The following is a 17,207-nucleotide window of genomic DNA, read 5'->3' as shown; positions in this document are numbered from 1 at the left end:
GAAAAATATGATTGGAAAAATTAGCCAGGTAATGGGTCCTGTTGTTGATGTTGATTTTGATGGTTATCTTCCAGTAATTAACGAAGCAATTGAAGTGAATGTTAATTTAGAAGGTAGTGAACATCGTTTGGTATTAGAAGTTGCAGCACACTTAGGTGACGGTCGTGTTAGAACGATTGCAATGGATATGAGTGAAGGTTTGGTTCGTGGTATGGACGCAAAAGCTACAGGTGCACCGATCAGTGTTCCGGTTGGCGAAAAAGTACTCGGTCGTATCTTTAACGTAATTGGTGAAACAATTGATGGAGGAGAGCAGGTTACTGATGCTCCAACATGGTCAATTCACCGTGATCCTCCACCATTGGTTGATCAGTCAACAACTACAGAGATGTTTGAAACAGGTATTAAGGTTGTTGACTTGCTTGCTCCATATGCAAAAGGTGGTAAAGTCGGACTCTTCGGAGGGGCTGGTGTCGGTAAAACAGTTATCATCATGGAGCTTATCCACAATGTTGCACACGGGCATGACGGTCTTTCTGTATTTGCCGGTGTCGGTGAGAGAACTCGTGAAGGAAATGACCTTTACTACGAGATGAAAGAATCGAACGTACTTGACAAAGTTGCACTGTGCTACGGTCAGATGTCTGAGCCTCCAGGAGCACGTAACCGTATTGCGCTTACAGGTCTTACTATGGCTGAGTATTTCCGTGATGAGAAAAAACTTGATGTATTGATGTTTATTGACAACATCTTCCGTTTTGCACAGTCAGGTTCAGAGATGTCTGCACTTCTTGGACGTATCCCTTCAGCTGTTGGTTATCAGCCGACATTGGCTCGTGAAATGGGTGCACTGCAGGATCGTATTACATCAACTAAAAACGGTTCAATTACATCTGTTCAGGCAGTATATGTACCGGCAGATGACTTGACTGACCCTGCTCCGGCTTCAGTTTTTGCCCACTTGGATGCAACAACGGTTCTTAACCGTAAAATTGCGGAAAAAGGTATCTATCCTGCGGTTGATCCATTGGATTCAACTTCAAGACTGCTTGATCCGCAAATTTTGGGTGAAGAGCACTACAATGTAGCTCGCGGTGTACAGCAAACACTTCAAAAATATAAAGATTTGCAGGATATTATTGCGATTCTTGGTATGGATGAACTTAGTGAAGATGACAAAAATGTTGTTGAACGTGCTCGTAAAATTGAGAAGTTTCTTTCTCAGCCATTCTTTGTTGCAGAAGTTTTCACTGGTGCTCCAGGAAAATATGTTAAACTTGAAGACACAATTGCAGGTTTCAAAGGCATCCTAAACGGTGACTATGACCACATGTCTGAAAGTGCATTCTATATGGTCGGAAATATGGATGAAGCTATTGCTAAGAATGAGAAAAATAAATAAGCATATTGCTTAAGACAAAGGACTGTAATGGATACATTTAAACTTGAAATCCTAACGCCTGACGGTGAAATCTATAATGGTAAAGCTGTCAGTGTTGTTCTTCCTGGAAAAGAGGGAGAGTTTGGTGTTCTGGCAGGTCATGCATCTCTAACTACATTGTTAGAAGCTGGCGTGGTAGATATCGAAAAAGAAGATAAATCAGTCGAGTCTATTGTTGTTAATTGGGGTGTTGTTCAAGTTGATGAAGAAAAAGTTGTTATTTTGGTTGAAGGTGCTGCTGCAATTCGCGGTGAAACTGAATCTGAGATTGCGCAGGCACTTGATGCAGCAAAAAAACTTATTAATGAAATTGCAGATTCAAGCACTGCTATCGCATCAGTATCAGCAAAAATAGAATCTGCCGCACAAAAGTTAATATAGTAACCGTATGATTAATAATTTAATAGATTTTTATCTAAAAAGCCACCCTGTGACTCTCGGAGTATTGCTACTGCTCTCTTTATACTTTATAGTATTGAACTGGGTGTTTTTTTACCGCTATTTTTCTCTTAATAACTGGCTTTCTCGTGAAAGTGCTTCTCTTGAATCACTTTTACTTGGAGCTACTACTGTCAATGAAAACTCTTTTTTAAATAATTTTATAAAAACCAGTAATGTTGTTTCAAAAGAAGTTTTAGGACTCGGTATGCTTGCTGCGACAAAAGATGCGACAAAAGGACTTTCTGTACTTTCTGTTTTTGCTTCTACCTCTCCTTTTATCGGACTGTTTGGTACAGTTGTTTCTATTTTAGATACATTTTCTCATATCGGACAAAACAGCGGAGGTATGTCAATTATTGCCAGCGGTGTTTCGGATGCATTAGTGGCAACCGCTTCAGGTATATTTGTAGCCACATTCGCCTATACATACCATCAGGTTTTAAAAAGAAAGTCATATGAACTTATAAGCTATCTTCAAATGCAAAGTGATGCGATTTTAGCACGCAAGGCGTAAAACAGTGCTGTATGATTGGGAAGAAAAACCAGAGCTTAATATTACTCCCCTTGTGGATGTAATGCTTGTATTGCTTGTCGTTTTAATGGTTATCGCTCCAAATATTATATATGAAGAAAATATAAAACTGCCGCAGGGCTCAACAACTGAGCAACTCTCGAAGATTCCTCCTGTGCATATAACAATAGACAAAGACAGAAATATAAAAGTCAATAAAGACAACTATCTCTTAAATGCTTTTATGGATAACTTTTCCTTGTATGCAAGAAAGTTAAATAAAAAAGCAACTGTATTAATCAGTGCAGATAAACGTTTGGACTATGGTATAGTTATGTCAGTGCTTGCTGCGGTTAAACAGGCAGGTTTCACTGAGGTATCTTTAGCTACAAATGGATAACAACAGCCGTTATTTTTACATAAGTGGCTTTTTGTCACTCTTCCTTTTTGCATTTTTTTTATTCTCATTTCTTTATATGATGTTTCATGCTTCCAAAACAAAAGCATATGGCTATAAAAAAGAAAATTATATTTCTGTTTCAATTAATGTCACAAATACAAAGCACCCGACGAAAAAGAAAAGTTCCAAAACAGTTCCTGCAACTAAAAAAGTTGTAAAAAACATAGATATCAATAATCTGTTCAGTGATGTATGGACAAAAAAAATAGACAACAGTGTAAAAAAAGTTAAAAAAACTGACAATAAAAGACGGATAGAACAGATTACAAGAAAAATCAGGCCCACAAAACAAGAAGACAGAGAGTCTGTCACACAAAAGATCAGTACACTTCAGGCAAGTCATGACCCGTCAAAAAGTGAAGCAACATCTGCTGCGAATGAAGTTAATGAATATTTGGCTAAAATTCAGGATATTGTTTATCAACATTTTAATGTGCCGCAAAACAGTGAGGGTAATAGTGTAAAAACAGTAATCGAACTTGACCCTTTTGGTAAACTTATTGATTTTAGAATACTGAGTTATTCTAAGAATGAAGCACTCAATGAAGAAGCAGACAGGATTAAAGAACGATTAAAAGATGTTGTATTTCCTGTTAACCCGAAAAACAGACCGAGCAGAACGATTGTTATATTAATTTCTAAGGAGTAGATTTTGAAAATATTTTTTTCTTTGTTCATTTTAATCAGCCTTGCTTTTGCAGGTGATGCAACTATAGAAGTAGTGAAAAAAGCAGACTCTTTGCCTTCCTTGGCAGTTGAAGATGCGTCGATCAGCTATAATGACACATTTAAGCTGCGTTTTTTTAAAGCTTTGATAGCAGATTTAAATGTTATTTCTTTATTTAATGTTGACAGACATCACAGGTTTGCCGATTTTGATGATACAAATGTACTTGTTGCCAATAAAGATATGAATTATGTTTTGCGCTATAAACTGTTTGAGGATGACAACAAAGCTTTAAATATTGAAATGACTCTGTTTCACCAAAATGAAGTAGTCTTTTCAAAACGATACAGAGTAAACAACAAAAAAATCTATATGTTTATATCTCATGCAATGGCTTATGATATCAATGAGTTTATGGGTGAACCCTCTGTTGGATGGATGAAGAGAAAAGTTATATTTTCCCGTATAGTTGCGCCTAAAAAAAGTGAAATCATTATTGCGGACTATACACTCTCTTACCAGCATGTAATCATCTCAGGCGGATTGAATATCTTTCCAAAATGGGCGAACAAAGCACAGACCGCATTTTATTATACATCTTTGGATTCTTTTGAACCTACTTTGAAATATGTTGACATTAAAACTGCAAAAGTGAAAAACATTATATCTTCTGACGGGATGATGGTATGTTCAGATGTCAGCGAAGACGGAAAAAAGCTGCTGCTGACAATGGCAAGAGACGGTCAGCCGGATATTTATCTTTACAATACAGAGACAAAAAAATATAAAAGAATTACCACATACAGCGGAATAGATGTAAACGGACAGTTTATGGGAGATGATAAAATTATTTTTATTTCATCCCGTTTAGGCTATCCCAATGTGTTTTCCAAAAGATTGGACAACGGGCTTGTGGAACAGCTGGTTTATTATGGAAAAGCAAACTCTTCATGCAGTGCGCAAGGACATTATGTAGTCTATGAGGCCCGTGAGAGTTCAAATGCTTTTAGTGCAAATACATTTAATCTGCATCTTATCTCCACAGAGACCGATTTTATTCGCAGGCTCACTGCGACAGGAGTGAATGAGTTTCCAAGGTTTTCCAAAGACGGTGATGCGATTATATTTATAAAAAACTACAAATCGCAAAGTGCCATTGGCATTATTCGGCTGATGCACAATAAAAACTATCTTTTTCCTCTAAAATCAGGAAAAATACAATCTATGGACTGGTAAAGTTTTAAGTGTTCATCACTTATTACATTTTTTTGGTATAATATATCAATTTTAAAAGCAAGGAAATAAATAATGAAAAGTATAGTTCTTTCAAGTGTTGTAGTAGCACTTTTGGTTTTCAGTGGTTGTAGTACAAAAGAACCGGCAGTCGACACAAAGACTGAAGAAGTCACAGCACCGGTAGCACAAGAAGTTGAAGAAGTGATGACTGAAACTGTGACAGGTGAAAATGCGGAAATTAGTTCATCTTCAAATACACTCAACAGCAATCAGTTAAGTGCCAGTGCAATTGAATCAAAATTCCCTACAGTCTATTTTGATTTTGACAAGTATAACATTAGACCTGACATGCAGGAGAAAGTGGATACTGCAGCAGAACTTGGAAAAACTACTGCAAAGTCTTTTAATATAAAACTTGAAGGCAACTGTGATGAGTGGGGAAGTGATGAGTACAATTTTGCACTTGGACTCAAACGTGCAAACAGTGTAAAAAAAGCTTTGGTTGCCGAGGGCATTGACGCTTCTCGTATTTCTATGGTCAGTTACGGAGAGAGTAATCCTGTATGTACTGAGCACACAAGAGAATGCTGGGCTAAAAACCGTCGTGTAAATTTCAAACTTTTACCATAAGTTTTATAGATGAAAAGTAATATACGCATTTTATTACTTCTTACTTTTGTCTCTTCTTTATCGTTTGCTTCTGAACCTTCTGCGTTCGGAGCAGGCGACTTGACCGCACCGACACCCTACGGACTTACTCAAAGTGAAAAAGTTATTTTGCAAACAAAAGATACTTTAAAAAAAGTTGCCATAAATACAAAATCACAAGCCAGCAAACTTGATTCATTGCGTGAAAGGGTAGACGGTATACAAAGTGTTGTAGAGAATCTGAGTGTACGCTCTCATGAAAATAAGCGAGAATTACAAAAATTCAAAGAGCAAAACAGAGTAAATCTTGACAATATTCATGAGTTTCAAACCAGGCTGGCTGAAAAAGTACAGAAGAATCAAGATGAGATAGCAAAACTGCAAACTATGATCTTTGAGCTTTCAAAAGTCGTAGATAAAATAAATGCCCAGTATGTAAGCAAAGATACATTCAATACTCTTGTAAAAGATATCAATGATTTTAAAACATTGATTGCAAAAGAGATGCAGTCTAGAAAAAACAGTGTGAAACCGGGCAAAATAAGCAGTGCGCAGTTATACAACCAGGCAAAAGCAAATTTTGACAAAAGATACTATACAAAAGCGATTCAAAACTATAAAGAACTCATTAAAAGAAAATACAAACCGGCCTATGCACATTATATGATAGGTGAGATGAACTTTAAAAGAAAAAATTATGCAGAGGCAATTTCATATTTTAAAAAAAGTGCTTCTTTGTATGACAAAGCTTCGTATATGCCAAAACTGTTGTTACATACTGCAATTGCGATGGATAAAACAGGAGACAAGGCACATGCAAAGGCATTTTACAATGCTGTAATTGCAAAATATCCTCATTCAAAAGAAGCAAAAGAGGCTAAGAAACATTTAGACTAAACTGGGGTAAAAGATGCTTTTCAGCAATAATATAGATTATTATGATAAAATCCCAAAAAAATAAAAGGTAAAATAATGGCAATTCAAGACAATCAAATTGTATCAATGGAATATGAAGTACGTGATGGCGATCAAATCGTAGACAGTAACAAAGGTGGAGCTCCATTGGTATTTATGTTCGGAAAAGGACAAATTATTCCAGGACTTGAAAACGGAATCAAAGATATGAATACAGGTGACAAAGCTGACATTTTAGTTAAAGCAGCAGATGCCTATGGTGAATATAATGCAGATGCAACGCAAGAGGTTCCAAAAGAGCAGTTTGCCGGAATTGATTTAACTGAGGGCATGACTCTTTACGGTCAGGGTGAAGATGGTGGAACTGTGCAGGTTATAGTGAAAGAAATCAAAGATGATACTGTTGTCATTGATTTTAATCATCCTCTTGCCGGAAAAGATTTAATGTTCACTGTTGCCATTAACAATGTAAGAGATGCCTCTGCTGAAGAAGCAATGACTGGTGTTCCGGAAGAAAACAAACCTTCTGATGAAGAGGGTTGTTGTGGAACAGGTGGCGGCAGCGGTTGTGGATGTAACTAAATTTCTAACTGCCTGTGAGGCTTCCTCCCAGGCTAAAAAGACAGCGACTCTTTTAAAAACACTTACGGTAAATGCACTTATTACAGGTGAACACGGTGTTGGAAAAAAGACCTTGGCTTCTTTTATTCTCCCTGATGCATTTATAATTGACGCATCTAATTTTGATGAGCTGCTTCTTTCGTTAGAAAACACACAAGCTATCATAATCACAAATCTTGACAATTCACCCAATATTGAACGTTTGGTACAGGCTGTAAAAGAAAACAATGTAAGAGTTATAGCAACGGCAAAAGACTCTTTTTCCCACCGGGCAATTGATGAACTTTTCAGTGTGAAGTTTAATATTCCTCCTTTACGAGAGAGAATGGAAGATGTCAAAGCATTAATCGAAAAGTTTGTGAGCGAAGCTATTGTGTTATTTGGTGAGTGCAGTAACTTTGACGTAAGTAATTTTAAGCCTGATTTGTCCCAAAATGCCATCTCTTTAAAAAGACAGGTGATGATAAATTATTTACTTCAAGATATTCAAGACAGTGAGCTAATGGACATTATTGAACATTATCTTTACGACAAACTTGGTTCCAAGAGTGATTACAGAAACTATTTGTATCTTTATGAAGTACCGCTTCTCAAAGCAGGTCTGCATAAGTTTAAATCACAGGTACAGTTAGCTGAAAGTCTGGGTTTAAACAGAAACACATTACGAAAAAAGATAACAGAAAATAAAAAATATATAGAAGGAAAAATATGAAAAAAATAGCTATGATATTTGCAGGACAGGGTTCTCAGGCAGTTGGTATGGGAAAAGATTTTTATGAAAATTCTGAAACTGCACGTGAAATGTTTGATAAAGCCGGTGAAAGAATCGGTGTGGATTTTAAAGAACTTATTTTTGAAGAAAATGAAAAACTGGGACAGACGGCCTATACACAGCCGGCAATTTTACTTGTTCAGATGATAGCATACAGACTTTTCAAAGAGGCCTGTCCCGACACTAAAGCCGAACTTTTTTTAGGACACTCTCTGGGTGAATTTTCTGCTTTATGTGCAGCAGGTGCCATTGATTATGTAGATGCCGTAGAACTTGTGCATAAACGCGGTGCTTTTATGCAAGAAGCCTGTGAAGGAAAAAATGCCGGTATGATGGCAATTGTCGGCCTTGATGACGCAAGTGTGGAAAAAATCTGCAGTGATGCACAAAACGAAGGCAAACAGGTATGGCCTGCCAACTATAACCAGGACGGACAACTTGTAGTTGCGGGAAATAAAGAAGACCTGGCATCACTGGAGCAGACTTTTAAAGAAGCAGGAGCAAAACGAGCCTTGCTTTTAAATATGTCTGTTGCATCACACTGTGATATACTGGCACCTGCACAGGAATCTCTTGCCGAAATTATGCAAACACAGATACAAGAGAATTTTGAAGCCCCTGTGATTTCAAATGTTACAACAAAACCCTACAGTACAAAAGCGGAAGCAGTTGACCTTTTAAAAGAGCAGCTTGTAAAACCGGTAAAATACAAACAGTCAATTCAGGCAATAGCGCCTGAAGTTGACCTGGCCATAGAATTTGGCAACGGAGTTGTACTAAAAGGTCTTAACAGAAGAATTGCAAAAGAGTTGAAAACACTCAATATATCAGATATGGCATCATTACAAAAAGTGAAAGAGGAAGTTTGCTCTTAATATGAGAGTCACACTTGCACAAACTTCACCGAAGTTAAACCGTACAAATATTACCGAGGCAGTTGTCTGGATAAATGATGTCAAAGAAAGTTCAGATCTTATAGTCTTTCCTGAACTCTCTTTAAGTGGGTATTTGCTTCAGGATAAACTTTTTGAAGATGCCTATTTGCTTGAAGAACTGAGTGTTTTTGAAGAGTTGAGCAAAGATATTGATATTGTTGTCGGCGCAGCACTCAAAGACGGGAATGTTTTTAGAAATACAGCACTGTACTACAGCGGCGGAAAACTTCTCTCCAAACATATAAAAGTACACCTGCCAAATTACGGAATGTTTGAAGAAGCACGCTATTTTGAAGGCGGTGACAGATTTGAATCATTTGTTGCGGGGAGAAAAAAAGTTTCGATGCTCATCTGTGAGGATTTGTGGCATACCAGTGTGCATGAAGAACTCACCAGCCTTGATCCGGACTTGATCATCGTTCTTGTGGCATCCCCGGCTCGCGGATTTAATGAAAAATCTTTGGATATTCAAGACAAATGGTATGGAATTATCAGCAATGTTGCAAAAGAGTGCCGCGCAGAGCTTCTTTTTGTCAACCGTGTGGGATTTGAAGACGGACTTGGCTTTTGGGGCGGAAGCTGTATCGTTCAAAAAGAGGGCAAAAGAGTGCATCAGTTGCCACTGTTTGAAAAATCAATACAGACATTTACAATCGAGGAATAAATATGACAATAGCAATAATGGGTGCAATGCCTGAAGAAATCGCACCGATTTTAGAAAAATTAGGTGAATACAAAACGACTGTATATGCAGGAAACAAATATTATGAAGCAAATTACAAAGGCACAGATCTTGTCATAGCCTATTCAAAAATAGGAAAAGTATTTTCAACATTGACGGCAACCACCATGTGTGAACATTTTGGAGCGCAAAAACTTCTGTTTTCAGGTGTTGCCGGAGCAATATCGCCAAAGCTAAAAGTAGGAGATTTGATTGTAGCTACAAAACTTGCCCAACACGATCTTGATATTACAGCCTTTGGACATCCTTTTGGATATGTGCCAGAGGGTGCTGTTTATGTTGAAGCAGACAAAGAACTGACAGCCCTGTCAAAAGAGGTTGCAAAAGAGATGGGCAAAAATGTCCAAGAAGGTATTATTGCAACGGGTGATCAGTTTGTAGCAGATGAAAAAAGAAAAAACTGGATTGGAGAGACGTTTCATGCAGATGCACTGGAAATGGAAGGGGCAAGTGTCGCTGTTGTATGTGATGCTTTGGATGTGCCTTTTTTTATTCTTCGTGCTATAAGTGATGCGGCAGACATGGATGCAAGTTTTTCTTTTGATGAGTTTTTAGAGACCAGTGCCGTGGAATCTGCTGAATTTATTATGAAAATGGTTGATAAACTTGTCGGTTAAACTTTCCAAAAAAATTATGTCAAAACTCGGTAAAACAAATGCCGAGTTTGCCTTGATAGAAGAGGGGGACAAAATTCTTGTCGGACTCAGCGGAGGCAAAGACTCTCTGACAATGATTCATGCGATGAAAGAGCAGCAGCGCCGGGCCCCTTTTGCCTTTGATTTTATTGCCGTTACCGTAAGCTACGGAATGGGTGAAAATTTTGACAAACTCTCCGCACATTGCAGGGAATATGGTATAGAACATATAGTAAAAGAGACCAAGACCTATGATTTGGCAAAAGAAAAAATTCGCAAAAATTCTTCCTTTTGCAGCTTTTTTTCCCGTATGCGGCGAGGGTATCTTTACAGTGTTGCCAAAGAACTGGGATGTAACAAGGTTGCACTTGGCCACCATATGGATGATGCGGCAGAGAGCTTTTTTATGAATTTTATTTACAATGGACAGATGCGCAGTCTTGCTCCGAAATATACAGCCCAAAACGGGCTTGTTGTGATTCGTCCTCTGATTCAGATGCGTGAACGTCAGCTGCGTGCTTTTGTGGAAGACAACGGCATAGAAGCCATAGGCGATGAAGCCTGTCCTGCCATGCGTTTTGATGTCAAAATGCCCTATGCAAGAGCACAGATGAAAGAGATGCTCTCATCAATGGAAAAAGAACATCCTCAGCTTTTTACTTCACTGAATGCCGCTTTTAAAAACATCTCAGTCGATAGTTTTTTTATGAGTGAGGAGTAGCCTCTTCATCATAGATTACAATGGTTCCGGCAATTAAATCATGCAGTCCTCTTTTGTCTTTTCGAAAAGCCACCATCAAAAACCCGAGTCCGAACAACAGTAATGAGGGGATATAGGCCAAAGAACGTGTAATCGCCTGTTTGTTGTTTATATCTTTACATGTAAAGGCATCAACTATCTTTACATGTAGAAATTTTTTCCCGGGGGTCGCTCCGCGCCATTTTTCCCAAAAAAGAATTGTTACAAGCAAAACTGAAATCTCAAAAACAAATTCCCATGTTAAAGAGGTATGGGGCTGTTGGTCAAGAGCATGTATATTCCCGTTCATTGCCATTTGAATATTGTTTTGGTACTGTACAAAATCAAACCAGTTGCCATCACTTACAAAATAAATAATGATACCTACAGGCAGAGCCAAAAAGAGCGTATCAAAAAATGAAGCAAAAAAGCGTATCCAAAACCCTGCATATCTAATATTTTTTTTCATACCCTAAAGATAGCGTAAAAAATCTTACTTAATACTAATGTAACACTTTTTCTATACACTTTTACATATTTTGCGGGAGAAATGTAATGAATAGAAAAATTTTGTTTTTATCTTTGTGTGCATCGTTGGCATCAGCAGAGAGTGTGGTAGAAATCAGTCCTGTCAGTGTGATAGCAACAGGTGTGAAAGAAAGTGTTTTAGAACAGCCTCTGAGTATAAGCACGAAAGGGGAAAAGGAGATAGAGCTTGATCAGGTTATATTTCAAAAAGACCTGCTCAACTCCCTTTCCGGTGTGCGTATTGAACAAACCGGTTCTGTTATCGGACATATGACATCCATTCGTATGCCTGTGAATACCGGTCCCTATTATCTCTTTATGCAGGACGGAATCCCTGTGCAGTCAAGCGGTTTTTTCAATCATAACGGGCTTGCCTATACTACATTTCAGAGTGCTTCGTCTGTTGAAGTGATAAAGGGAGCAGGAACTGCTTTGTATGGATCCGATGCCGTTGCTGCCACCATTGATGTACAATCCTTGAAACAACCTTCAAAAGAGAAGGTTGTTTTACTCAAAGGTATGGGCGGAAGCTACGGATACGGCCTAGGAAGTGCGGAGGTGAGTGATGCTATAGACAAAGAGAGCGGATATCGTGCAAATATATCTTATATGCACAGTGACGGTTGGCGGGAGCATACAAAAACTGACAGAGTTGAGTCCAATTTTCGTTATGACAAAAGAGTGAATGACGATAATGATATAAAAATTATTGCAAATTTTTCTAAAACTGTGGCACAACAGGCTGACAGCTTTAATAACTATGCAAATATAACAAACGGCTCAACGGCTGCAAGTGATGATCCGAATTATTATACAGCCTTGCAAAAAACAGATGTAGAGAGAAAGTTTGACTATGCAAGAGTCAGTGTCCAACTGAATAATTACAGGTATAATGATTTGGAAATTTCTCTGATTCCGTATCTGCGTTACAACAGAAACAGATATGTTGCAACCTGGGAAACAAATCTTCCAAGCAATGATAATGAAATTTATACCTTTGGCCTGCAACAGAGAAATACTTATGAAAAAGAATGGGGAAAAATAGTTTTTGGCTTTGATACAGAATATACACAGTCTTCTCTGAAATATAATCAGGATTTTGATATTACAACGACAGGATGGGGCGGTGCTACCTATCTTACAGGGGCATTGTATGACTATACGGTAAATTATTTTGCCATAGCCCCTTACATCCACACAGAATACAAACTGTGGAGTGCCCTGATTGTGAGTGCCGGCTTGCGATATGACTATAACAGTTACAGTTATGATAATAAACTTGCAGATAACAGTTATGACGCCTCGGGAACATATTACAGACCTGCAGACAGAGATGACAGCTATAATTATCTAAGTCCCAAACTGGCTTTGAGTTATTTTCCTGCGAAGGATTTAAATCTTTATGCACGGTATGCAAACGGTTTTAGAATTCCACAGGCAACACGTCTGTATTCTGTAAAGGCAGGATACGAACAGATAAACCTTGATCCCGAAACATCAAATACCTACGAGATAGGATTAAAAAAATCTTTTTCCAAAAAGACATCTTTTGAATTGGCAGTCTATTATATGACTATAGAGGATACCATCATACGAGATAGAAATACCGGTGGTTACCGCAATGGTGGCAGTTCTATACACAGAGGGATAGAACTGACACTCAAAGAGGAGATATCTCGGGAACTGGAGACGGCAGTTGCATATACCTATACAAAACACAATTATGACAATGATCCTGTTCTTGGCGATAATGAAATGGCAGGAGCACCGAATAATATAGCAAATGTACGTCTTTTTTATATGCCGGACGCTCTCAAAGGAGTTACCCTGCAAGGCGAATGGCAATATGTCGGTTCCTATTGGATGGATGATGCACATACGGTTGAGAAATATGACGGATACAGTATCGGCAATGTTAAAATGAATTATAACTACTCAAAGAGGGTAAGAGTTTTTGCCAAAATTACCAATATTACAGATAAAAGATATGCTGTCAATGCTCGGTATGCCTACGGAAGAGAAGACTATACGCCCGGTGATCCAAGACAGTTTTATGTGGGCTTAGAGTATAAATGGTAAAAATCTATACACTTCATAAAATTGTCGGATTGAGTTTTGCCGCAGTATTGGCTCTTTTGGCTTTTACGGGATTTTTACTGGATCATGACAAATGGAGTTTTTTATATACGATAACTTTCAAGAGTGTGCCGCAAAAGAGTATAGAGGCGGACAAAAGGCTTTTTGAAGCGTATTATATTGATAAAAAAAACCCCGATACTGTCATAGCGGGCGGTAAACGGGGTTTGTTTAAAAGCACGGATGCAGGAAAGCATTTTGAAAAAATCAGTTCCCTGCAGTGTAATGCGATAAGGGAGCAGAAACACACACTGTACATAGCAACATCGCAGGGCGTATACTGCTATGATTTTAAAAAACTGACACCGTTGGTCCTTAAAAATAGATATATAAGCTCCTTGGCCTTATATGAAAATAAACTGGTAGCGGTTGAAGAGAAAGAGAGAGTGTATGTAGTAGATATAAAGAGTAGAAAAGTTACAACAAGCACAGAAATACTTCTGCCAAAAGAAGCACTGCAAGAAGATATAAAACTTTCAAGATTTATACGGGATTTACACTATGCAAGAGGACTTTTTGACGAAGACCTTTCTCTTTTTCTCAATGATTACGGGGCACTGGTTTTATTATGGCTCAGTATAAGCGGATATATCATTTGGTATTTGATACGCTCTAAACAAAAGGCACAGTTTGCAAGAAAAATGATAAAAACACATGCAAATATTTTTGTCATTTTTTCTATATTTCCTCTTTTTATTTTATTGACAACCGGAATTTTTTTAGATCATGCGTCAGCACTTGGAAAACTTATGAAATCTGTGACAATTCCACATAAAGTTTTACCACCAATATACAATACTCTAAAAGCTGACATCTGGTCTGTTGACTACGACGGGAAAGTGTATAGAATAGGGAATCGTTACGGTATCTACAAAAGTAGGGATTTAAACAAATGGCAATTGGAAAACAGAGGTTTTGCGTACAGAATGATACGAAGAGGAAAACTCCTGTATGTCAGCGGAATGGGAGCCCCCAACCGTATTTTGGATGCAAAGCACTTTGAAATTTTAAAAAATGCACCGCATATGTTCCGTGACATTATAGAAAAAGAGAACAGAGTAGAATATTTCAGCCCTGTGCAAAAGAGTGTAAAGTTACCACAGTTTCATGAGGCAACACTCTACTCTGTACTTTTAACACTGCATGATGGCAGTTTTTTCGCTTCCTGGTGGATATGGGTAAATGATGCAGCTGCTTTGTCTTTGCTGTTGCTGCTGGTAAGCGGGTTTCTACGATGGAGACACAAAAGAAAGCATTTCAAGTATCTTTTCTTTAAGTGAGCCCATAGTACTTTGGAGCCTGCGGTTCTCCATAGTAATAACCCTGTAGAAAATCGACTCCAAACTCTTTGACAAGCAGCGCCAGTTCTTCTGTGCTGACAAATTCGGCAACGGTACGAATATCAGCCTGTTTGGCATACTGTATAATCCCCCGTACCATATTGTTAATATTTTCATCTTTATTGAGCTGTGTTATCAGTGAGCCATCGAGTTTTATATAGTCAAGATGCAGTCTCAAAATATTTGTAAAGTTGGAATAGCCCGAACCAAAATCGTCAATAGCCACTTGGCATCCGTATTTTTTTACAAATAAAATAAAGGCTTCGACAACACCATAATCGTCAATATCTTCTGATTCGAGTATTTCAAATGTAATTCTTTCCCCTCCGTATTTTTCCAAACGGTTTTTTATATAATCAAGCATAGAGGCAGAGTTGAGGTTCTCATAACTGAGATTGATAGAAATTTGAATATTGTTTTTTGCATAGACATTAAATACTTTTTGCATCATCTGTCGTGTAAAAAATTCAAATGTTTTATCTTCTTTTGCCGCATCCAAAAAGTAATAAGGCGAGATAATTTCACCGCTGCTTGTCTGTATTCTTGCCAATGCTTCATATTTGACAGTTTTTCCGCTTTTTGCCTCTATAATAGGTTGAAAGTACGGAATGATGTCACCGTTGTAAAGTGCTGTTTTATAGACTTTAAGTCTCTGAATTTTCTGTGCTTTTTCATCTTTGAGGGACTGTCTGTTTTTATAGATTTTGTATTTTTTTTGTGAAATAAGTGCTTCTTGCAGTGCAATGTTTGCATGTGCCAAAACAGTATCTATACCGTAGGCAATACCTGCTGTAAAGTCAGCCACTATAGATTCATTGCTTTCATTTTCCTCTGCTTCAGTCGGAAGCAGTAAAGAGTGCTGCATTAAAAGTAAATACTTCTCAAAAAGATTTTTATTTGTGATTAAAAATGCGAATTCCTGCAAATTAAGATTATATAAGGTCACTTCTTCATCATGGACTATATTATGCAGTTCTCTGGTTTTTTGTCTAATGATATCCTGGACAACAGCATTGCCGTAAAGGTCTTTTAATACATTCAGCTGGTTTACATGTAAAATTATCAGCATCGCCTCTTTTTTAAGCAGAGAAAGATCTTCATGCAGTGCGGTATGATTTGGAAGTTTTGTAAATCTATCCAGGCTTTTGAGATTTTTAATGGCATATTCGTTGACATCAAGCATCACAGTGTTTTTTTGCGCTTTATGCAGGTTTTCATCGGCTATGCTGTATAAATCATCACAGTTAAGATAAAATTTTGACGTATCAAGATTAATGCCACCTACTGAAAGATGTAAGGATTTTAGAGTATTCAATTCAAGAATATTCTTTGCTGTATCATTTATATATTCATCTTCTTTGTTGTGCACAGTCAGAGCAAATTCATTGTGTGATATCCGAAATAATTCAGAATTTTGCGGGTTTTTGAGTTCTTGTAAAAAATGAGATACCTGCAGGATTGTCTCATCTTCAATGGGTTCATCATCGATTTTAATCAGTAAGAGGGCAAACAATTCCTCTTTCCAAATGGCACGCTTGTATTCTGTTTTGAGGTAGTTATGAAAGTATTGTTTGTTATATAAAGAGGTAATCGGGTCAAGAGTAGAAAAATATTCCAGTCTTTTTTGATAGGTGATGTCTTTTAACAAAGAGGTATAACCGATGATGTTTTTGCTTTTGTCATGCAAAGGTGTAATAACTGCATGTACCCAATATTCTTCACCTGTACTTTTTGTATTTTTTAAATCACCTTCCCAGGTATTATTGGCAGAGACAGTCTCCCACAAATTTTTTATGGTTTCTCTGTGGATATCATGGTTTTTAAAAATACTGTGATTTTTGCCAAGTATTTCTTCTTTTGTGTAGCCTGTAAAATCCAAATAGGCCTGCGAAATATTTGTTATATTTCCATGAATATCCGAAACTGTCAAAAAGATATTTTCATCAATCATTTTCTCTTTTTGCAGTAACAAAAATGCTTTATTTTCCAACTCCTGTACAAGGAGAGATTTTTTTGCAAGTTCCAGTAGGGCAAGCAGTGTATCATCTGTATTTTTAAGAGGTTCACTGATATATTTGTCTATTCCTAAACCGATAGCCTCCGGAAAAAAATGAGAGCTTCCTTTTTGTGTTATAAGGGCAATAACCTGATTTTCATGCTGTTTTTTAATCTCTTTTGCCAGTTCTATGCCCTGGGAGTTTGTGAAATCCAGGCTAAGGACAACTATATCATAATATTTACTGTGTTTGGAATAGTATGTTTTATAAAGAGAAAGCGCCTCTTTGACATTATCACTTACCGTTACATGTAAAGAAAGGTTTTGCAGGAGAGAATAAATTTTGTTTCTTACCGAGAGTCTGTTCTCGACATATAAAATTCTTAAATCTGTGTACTCTCTTACATCTTGCAGAAGGTTCATACTTTAATTCCTCAGTGTTAT

At 37.5% G+C, this 17,207-nt stretch carries 18 protein-coding genes; 16 read left to right on the top strand and 2 right to left on the bottom strand.

Annotated elements, in window-relative coordinates; genetic code table 11:
- The first annotated feature begins 7 nt into the window (after positions 1 to 7).
- The 14 genes from atpD to MLC35_RS08205 all read left to right on the top strand — a co-directional run bounded on the left by atpD (position 8) and on the right by MLC35_RS08205 (position 10,745).
- The gene (gene atpD / locus MLC35_RS08270) at positions 8 to 1,402 is read left to right on the top strand and encodes a F0F1 ATP synthase subunit beta (RefSeq protein ID WP_151899916.1); all 1,395 of its coding nucleotides are present in this window, start codon (positions 8 to 10) and stop codon (positions 1,400 to 1,402) included.
- A 27-nt stretch (positions 1,403 to 1,429) separates the two neighbouring features.
- Positions 1,430 to 1,822, top strand: a complete 393-nt coding sequence (gene atpC / locus MLC35_RS08265) for an ATP synthase F1 subunit epsilon (RefSeq protein ID WP_151899917.1) — start codon at positions 1,430 to 1,432, stop codon at positions 1,820 to 1,822.
- A 7-nt stretch (positions 1,823 to 1,829) separates the two neighbouring features.
- Positions 1,830 to 2,396, top strand: a complete 567-nt coding sequence (locus MLC35_RS08260; protein ID WP_434636559.1) for a MotA/TolQ/ExbB proton channel family protein — start codon at positions 1,830 to 1,832, stop codon at positions 2,394 to 2,396.
- Between the two features lie 4 nt (positions 2,397 to 2,400).
- Entirely contained in the window at positions 2,401 to 2,793 is a 393-nt protein-coding gene (locus tag MLC35_RS08255; RefSeq protein ID WP_346389010.1) for an ExbD/TolR family protein, read from the top strand.
- Entirely contained in the window at positions 2,786 to 3,502 is a 717-nt protein-coding gene (locus tag MLC35_RS08250; RefSeq protein ID WP_434636556.1) for a TonB C-terminal domain-containing protein, read from the top strand. The genes MLC35_RS08255 and MLC35_RS08250 overlap by 8 nt, the downstream gene beginning before the upstream one ends.
- 3 nt (positions 3,503 to 3,505) lie before the next feature.
- Positions 3,506 to 4,756, top strand: a complete 1,251-nt coding sequence (gene tolB / locus MLC35_RS08245) for a Tol-Pal system protein TolB (RefSeq protein ID WP_151899920.1) — start codon at positions 3,506 to 3,508, stop codon at positions 4,754 to 4,756.
- Positions 4,757 to 4,828: 72 nt separating this feature from the next.
- On the top strand, positions 4,829 to 5,386 hold the full coding sequence (gene pal, locus MLC35_RS08240; RefSeq protein WP_151899921.1) for a peptidoglycan-associated lipoprotein Pal: 558 nt from the start codon (positions 4,829 to 4,831) through the stop codon (positions 5,384 to 5,386).
- A 9-nt stretch (positions 5,387 to 5,395) separates the two neighbouring features.
- A complete protein-coding gene (locus MLC35_RS08235) occupies positions 5,396 to 6,301 on the top strand; it encodes a tetratricopeptide repeat protein (RefSeq protein ID WP_418640528.1) in 906 nt (301 codons plus the stop codon).
- A 75-nt stretch (positions 6,302 to 6,376) separates the two neighbouring features.
- Complete coding sequence (locus tag MLC35_RS08230; RefSeq protein ID WP_151899923.1) at positions 6,377 to 6,901, top strand: FKBP-type peptidyl-prolyl cis-trans isomerase; 525 nt, start codon at positions 6,377 to 6,379, stop codon at positions 6,899 to 6,901.
- The gene (locus MLC35_RS08225; protein WP_230973305.1) at positions 6,849 to 7,652 is read left to right on the top strand and encodes a Fis family transcriptional regulator; all 804 of its coding nucleotides are present in this window, start codon (positions 6,849 to 6,851) and stop codon (positions 7,650 to 7,652) included. Before MLC35_RS08230 ends, MLC35_RS08225 begins: the two co-directional genes overlap by 53 nt.
- Positions 7,649 to 8,587: an ACP S-malonyltransferase gene (gene fabD, locus MLC35_RS08220; protein WP_346389006.1), complete on the top strand. Its 939-nt coding sequence runs from the start codon at positions 7,649 to 7,651 to the stop codon at positions 8,585 to 8,587. The genes MLC35_RS08225 and fabD overlap by 4 nt, the downstream gene beginning before the upstream one ends.
- A gap of 1 nt (position 8,588) precedes the next feature.
- The gene (locus MLC35_RS08215; RefSeq protein WP_346389005.1) at positions 8,589 to 9,311 is read left to right on the top strand and encodes a nitrilase-related carbon-nitrogen hydrolase; all 723 of its coding nucleotides are present in this window, start codon (positions 8,589 to 8,591) and stop codon (positions 9,309 to 9,311) included.
- A 2-nt stretch (positions 9,312 to 9,313) separates the two neighbouring features.
- Positions 9,314 to 10,006, top strand: a complete 693-nt coding sequence (locus MLC35_RS08210; protein ID WP_346389004.1) for a 5'-methylthioadenosine/adenosylhomocysteine nucleosidase — start codon at positions 9,314 to 9,316, stop codon at positions 10,004 to 10,006.
- A 16-nt stretch (positions 10,007 to 10,022) separates the two neighbouring features.
- Complete coding sequence (locus MLC35_RS08205; RefSeq protein WP_434638307.1) at positions 10,023 to 10,745, top strand: tRNA 2-thiocytidine biosynthesis TtcA family protein; 723 nt, start codon at positions 10,023 to 10,025, stop codon at positions 10,743 to 10,745.
- Here MLC35_RS08205 and MLC35_RS08200 read toward each other — a convergent pair.
- Entirely contained in the window at positions 10,729 to 11,232 is a 504-nt protein-coding gene (locus tag MLC35_RS08200) for an RDD family protein (RefSeq protein WP_346389002.1), read from the bottom strand. The genes MLC35_RS08205 and MLC35_RS08200 overlap by 17 nt on opposite strands.
- An 86-nt stretch (positions 11,233 to 11,318) precedes the next feature.
- Between MLC35_RS08200 and MLC35_RS08195 the strand changes: the two genes are divergently transcribed.
- Positions 11,319 to 13,370, top strand: coding sequence for a TonB-dependent receptor (locus MLC35_RS08195; RefSeq protein WP_434636553.1), 2,052 nt, complete (start codon positions 11,319 to 11,321; stop codon positions 13,368 to 13,370).
- Positions 13,364 to 14,707, top strand: coding sequence for a PepSY domain-containing protein (locus MLC35_RS08190; RefSeq protein ID WP_434636550.1), 1,344 nt, complete (start codon positions 13,364 to 13,366; stop codon positions 14,705 to 14,707). Before MLC35_RS08195 ends, MLC35_RS08190 begins: the two co-directional genes overlap by 7 nt.
- Here MLC35_RS08190 and MLC35_RS08185 read toward each other — a convergent pair.
- Positions 14,700 to 17,186: an EAL domain-containing protein gene (locus tag MLC35_RS08185; RefSeq protein ID WP_434636548.1), complete on the bottom strand. Its 2,487-nt coding sequence runs from the start codon at positions 17,184 to 17,186 to the stop codon at positions 14,700 to 14,702. The genes MLC35_RS08190 and MLC35_RS08185 overlap by 8 nt on opposite strands.
- Between the last annotated feature and the right edge of the window lie 21 nt (positions 17,187 to 17,207).

Origin of the sequence: Sulfurimonas sp. NW7 (assembly GCF_051132265.1) — a bacterium.
Classification (GTDB): Bacteria; Campylobacterota; Campylobacteria; order Campylobacterales; family Sulfurimonadaceae; genus Sulfurimonas; species Sulfurimonas hydrogeniphila.
This window is presented reverse-complemented; position numbering and strand designations above follow the sequence as displayed.

Bases quoted from the DNA above. Each gene is read 5' to 3' on its own strand.
- MLC35_RS08235 (WP_418640528.1), top strand. From the start codon at position 5,396: ATGAAAAGTAATATACGCATTTTATTACTTCTTACTTTTGTCTCTTCT.
- atpC (WP_151899917.1), top strand. From the start codon at position 1,430: ATGGATACATTTAAACTTGAAATCCTAACGCCTGACGGTGAAATCTAT.
- MLC35_RS08210 (WP_346389004.1), top strand. From the start codon at position 9,314: ATGACAATAGCAATAATGGGTGCAATGCCTGAAGAAATCGCACCGATT.
- MLC35_RS08205 (WP_434638307.1), top strand. From the start codon at position 10,023: ATGTCAAAACTCGGTAAAACAAATGCCGAGTTTGCCTTGATAGAAGAG.
- atpD (WP_151899916.1), top strand. From the start codon at position 8: ATGATTGGAAAAATTAGCCAGGTAATGGGTCCTGTTGTTGATGTTGAT.
- fabD (WP_346389006.1), top strand. From the start codon at position 7,649: ATGAAAAAAATAGCTATGATATTTGCAGGACAGGGTTCTCAGGCAGTT.
- MLC35_RS08250 (WP_434636556.1), top strand. From the start codon at position 2,786: ATGGATAACAACAGCCGTTATTTTTACATAAGTGGCTTTTTGTCACTC.
- MLC35_RS08200 (WP_346389002.1), bottom strand. From the start codon at position 11,232: ATGAAAAAAAATATTAGATATGCAGGGTTTTGGATACGCTTTTTTGCT.
- MLC35_RS08215 (WP_346389005.1), top strand. From the start codon at position 8,589: ATGAGAGTCACACTTGCACAAACTTCACCGAAGTTAAACCGTACAAAT.
- MLC35_RS08260 (WP_434636559.1), top strand. From the start codon at position 1,830: ATGATTAATAATTTAATAGATTTTTATCTAAAAAGCCACCCTGTGACT.
- MLC35_RS08190 (WP_434636550.1), top strand. From the start codon at position 13,364: ATGGTAAAAATCTATACACTTCATAAAATTGTCGGATTGAGTTTTGCC.
- MLC35_RS08195 (WP_434636553.1), top strand. From the start codon at position 11,319: ATGAATAGAAAAATTTTGTTTTTATCTTTGTGTGCATCGTTGGCATCA.
- MLC35_RS08185 (WP_434636548.1), bottom strand. From the start codon at position 17,186: ATGAACCTTCTGCAAGATGTAAGAGAGTACACAGATTTAAGAATTTTA.
- MLC35_RS08225 (WP_230973305.1), top strand. From the start codon at position 6,849: ATGAAGAGGGTTGTTGTGGAACAGGTGGCGGCAGCGGTTGTGGATGTA.
- MLC35_RS08230 (WP_151899923.1), top strand. From the start codon at position 6,377: ATGGCAATTCAAGACAATCAAATTGTATCAATGGAATATGAAGTACGT.
- pal (WP_151899921.1), top strand. From the start codon at position 4,829: ATGAAAAGTATAGTTCTTTCAAGTGTTGTAGTAGCACTTTTGGTTTTC.